Source organism: Dethiosulfatibacter sp. (assembly GCF_983023055.1).
Genome location: NZ_CEZJXU010000216.1, coordinates 1 through 4,188, shown reverse-complemented (window position 1 = coordinate 4,188; position 4,188 = coordinate 1). Strand labels below are relative to the sequence as shown.

The following is a 4,188-nucleotide window of genomic DNA, read 5'->3' as shown; positions in this document are numbered from 1 at the left end:
GCAAATGCTGTGAACAGCTGATTCATTGTTAAAACATGTATATCAAATATGTTTCTCATGAATGGAAGCTCAATTATTAAGAAAGTTAACAAATAGGAACCTCCAACAGCATAATTCAAGAATTTATTACCAAAGAAACCAGTTTTGAATATTGACTTGTTTTCAGATCTTCCAGAAAAAGCTCTTAAGAGTTCGCCGCTTATTAAAGTAATGAAGGCGAAGGTACTTCCGTACCCTTCACCTATATTATCGCCAATTTTGAAAGAAATCAGTGCAGCAGTAGCTAGTCCTACAGACTGAAACAATATACTGGTACCCATTTTTTTGTCTATTATAGGTGCCTTAGGCTCTCTTGGGTTGAAGCTCATAACATCGTCTTCTTCAGGCTCCATTCCCAATGCAAAGGCGGGAAGTGAATCTGTTATTAAGTTTACCCAGAGAAGCTGTATTGGAGCAAGGGGTGAGCCCCAGCCCATAAGCATTGCTATGAATATAAGAAGTATTTCACCTATATTGCATGATATAAGGAAGCTTACGAATTTTCTTATATTGCTGAATATTACACGACCTTCTTTAACAGCTCCAACAATTGAGGAGAAGTTGTCGTCTGTAAGTATCATGTCTGCAGCTTCCTTGGAAACATCGGTGCCTGTAATTCCCATTGCTATTCCTATGTCGGCCCTTTTAAGGGAAGGTGCGTCGTTTACGCCGTCGCCTGTCATGGCTACAATCTGGTTAAGGTTTCTTAATGCATCTACTATTTTCACCTTGTGCTGTGGCGATACCCTTGAAAACACGTTGATTTTCCCCACTGTGTCGCTGAAGTCATTATCGCTAATTTCATCTATTTCCGTTCCAGTGACGGCTGTTTCATCACCATTTAGCAGTCCTATGTCACGACCAATTGCAGATGCTGTCACTGCATGGTCTCCAGTAATCATTATCACCCTTATTCCTGCGGATTTGCAGGTTGCAATTGCTTCTTTTGCCTCTTCTCGAGGAGGATCGATCATACCCGATAATCCGCAAAGAATCATATCGTGTTCTTCAGCAGTTGGTTCTGCGTTTTCAGAAACTTCCTTGCAGGCGTAGCATAGAACCCTAAGAGCGTCTCCAGCCCATCTCATGTATATTTCATTAAGCTTGTCCATATGGTCCGATATGTCCTGTAATTCACCATTAATTTCAATTTTTGTACAAGCTTTGAAGATTGAATCTGGCGCTCCCTTTGTTAACATCAAGGTTTCTCCATCTATATTGTGGACTGTACTCATCATCTTTCTTTCAGAATCGAAAGGGAATTCCTTCAACCTTGGATAGGTTGAGATTGTCTCTTCGTGGTTAAGTCCTCCCTTTTCTCCCATTACCAGGAGTGCTCCTTCTGTAGGATCTCCAAGTACGGATGCATTTTCCTTGTCAAGTTTTGAGTCGTTACAGAGAATTCCAGCCAGAAGCATGTTCCTGAAGCTTTCTGACTTGTATTCTCCTTCTATTATTCCTTCAAGGCCGTAGCCTGTTCCTGAAACGTCAAATTCTTCTGAACCGTTGAAGACCTTTGTAACTGTCATTTTATTTTGTGTCAATGTTCCAGTTTTGTCGGAGCATATTACAGTTGTGCTTCCAAGAGTTTCAACAGAGCCCAGGTTTTTAACAAGTACATTCTTGATCACCATTTTTTTCATTCCAAGGGCCAGTATTACGGTTACAATGGCGGGAAGTCCTTCTGGAACTGCAGCTACTGCAAGACTGATTGAAACCATGAATATTTCCATAAGATCCATTTTTCTATAAAAGCCAAGTGCGAATATGATGACACATACAACAAGACAGGTGATTCCAAGCTTGCTGCCAAGGGAGTTTAGTTTTTTCTGAAGGGGAGTCTGCTCGTCCTTTTCGTCGAGCATCTCTGCTATCTTGCCCATTTCAGTATCCATTCCGGTTTTGGCAACTATTCCTTTTGCACGTCCATAAGTTACTATTGTGCTCATGAAGGCTGAATTTATTCGTTCTGCAACAGGAGCATTTTCATTGAGAACTGCGGAACAGTCCTTTTCAACTGCCACGGATTCACCTGTCAGGGCGGATTCTTCAATCTTAAGGTTAACAGCTTCAACAAGCCTTATGTCAGCAGGGACAAAGTTTCCAGCTTCAAGCTCTATTATGTCTCCAGGTACAAGAAGCTGTGATTCTATTTCAATGGTTTTGCCGTCCCTTATTACACGGGCGTTTGGCGATGTCATGTTTCTAAGTGCCTTTACTGCATCTCCTGCGCTTTTTTCCTGCTTGGCACCTACGAGGGAGTTCAGCACTACTATTATCATTATTACTATTCCTTCGGTAAATTCGCCGATTATTGCTGAAACCAGTGCTGCCAGTAGAAGTATGATTATGAGGATGCTCTTGAACTGGTTGATGAAGAGCTCCATGAAGCTCTGTGTCTTTCCTTCCTTAAGTCTGTTTTTACCGTATTCTCCTAATCGTTTTTCAACTTCTGATGACGACAGTCCTGAACCAATATCGGTTTTATATTCAGATGTTATTTCTTCAATGCTTTTATTATGCATATAAGCCTCCTTGAGTTAGACTAAGAATGTGGGTTGCTAATAAAATTATATTAAGCATTTAAATTTGTTTACATATATTATAATACAGGATTTAAACAAAGAACAAACTTTTATATTTCTATAAAGAAGAATCCGCATGAATTTTTTAGATTCTTGCGGATTTACTGATTGTTTTGTATTCCTATGATTTTTGAATTGTTTATTTATTCAAGTATTCATTTATTGCTCTTCTTGCATCTCCAATCATGTACAGAGAGCCACAGAAGATGTTTACATCATTTTCACCTGTTTTTATTAATTCTGTAGATCCTTCAATGTCGTCACAGGATGTTACTTCCATGTCTGTCAGGCTTCTGAACATTTCTGCTGTATCTTCAGCTTTTTGAGCCCTGGAATTGTTTGGAGTTAAGGTAACAGCGCTTTTGCAGTAGGGCATGAGCATCTTTATTGAAGATGAGATGTCCTTGTCAGCAAGCATTCCGAAGAAAAGATGGACATTATATCCTGAGAAATAATCCCTTATGTTTGAGCTGAGATTAGCTATTCCATCCGGGTTATGTGCTCCGTCTATTATTATCATTGGATTTCTTGACAGAATTTCCATCCTTCCCATGAATTTCACGGTTTTCATTCCGTTGAGGATATTTTCTTTTGATATATTATAGCCTTTGTTTATGAGTATCTCCAAAGTCTTTAGTACAGTCAGCGAGTTAATGGACTGGTGCGCTCCAATGAGGCTCAGGTCGAATTCATCTATGCCCGTATTTGTTTCCGGATTTAGGTATTTGAGTTTCTGTCCTTCAGGACCGAAAGCAAGAATTTCTATATGGTTTTTGTCAACCTGGTGGATTCTGGAAATATTATTAAAGGCTATTTCTCTTATTACATTGTAAACTGATCCTTTTTGTGGATATACAACAACCTGGCAGCCCTTCTTGATTATTGAAGCCTTCTCGTAGGCGATTAGTTCAACAGTATCACCCAGATATTCGCTGTGGTCCTTGCTTATACTGGTGATTACTACAACTTCAGGCTTTTGGATTACATTTGTTGCATCCAGCCTTCCGCCCATTCCAACTTCAAGAACTACAAGATCAACCTGCTTAAGGTTGAAGTAATAGAAAGCTATTGCAGTCACTATTTCAAATTCAGTCGGATGGTTTCTTCCGTCTTTAATCATTATTTCGATAGCAGCTTTAACTATGGAAACAGAATTTACAAGTTCGTCCTCTTCCATTAGTTCGTTGTCAATCTGTATTCTTTCCCTGAAATCTTCAAGATAAGGTGAAGTAAATAGTCCTGTCTTAAATCCAGCATCTGTAAGTATATAGGAAAGCATTGTACAGGTTGATCCCTTTCCGTTGGTTCCTGCCACATGGATACATTTAAGGTCCTTCTGTGGGTTTCCCAAAAGATTCAGCAGATATGTTATGTTTTCAAGGCCAAGCTTTGACCCGAATTTATATGTTGAGTGTATGTATTGTAATGCTTCTTTATAGTTCATTTCATACTCCTTGGTTGTTATCTTAGTAGTGTTAATATGAAGTATATACAAATAAATCCCGTTTATCAACTATTATTTACTTCATAATTATTGAGGTTTAGTATACTAAATTATTTCAAC

At 39.0% G+C, this 4,188-nt stretch carries 2 protein-coding genes; both read right to left on the bottom strand.

The genetic code is table 11. The annotated features are described in order from the left end of the window. Positions 1–2,564, bottom strand: a 2,564-nt coding sequence (locus AC3AX0_RS08320; RefSeq protein WP_487549834.1) for a calcium-translocating P-type ATPase, PMCA-type, incomplete at its 3' end; no start/stop codon positions are given. Positions 2,565–2,763: 199 nt separating this feature from the next. After that, complete coding sequence (locus tag AC3AX0_RS08315; protein ID WP_487549833.1) at positions 2,764–4,068, bottom strand: bifunctional folylpolyglutamate synthase/dihydrofolate synthase; 1,305 nt, start codon at positions 4,066–4,068, stop codon at positions 2,764–2,766. Between the last annotated feature and the right edge of the window lie 120 nt (positions 4,069–4,188).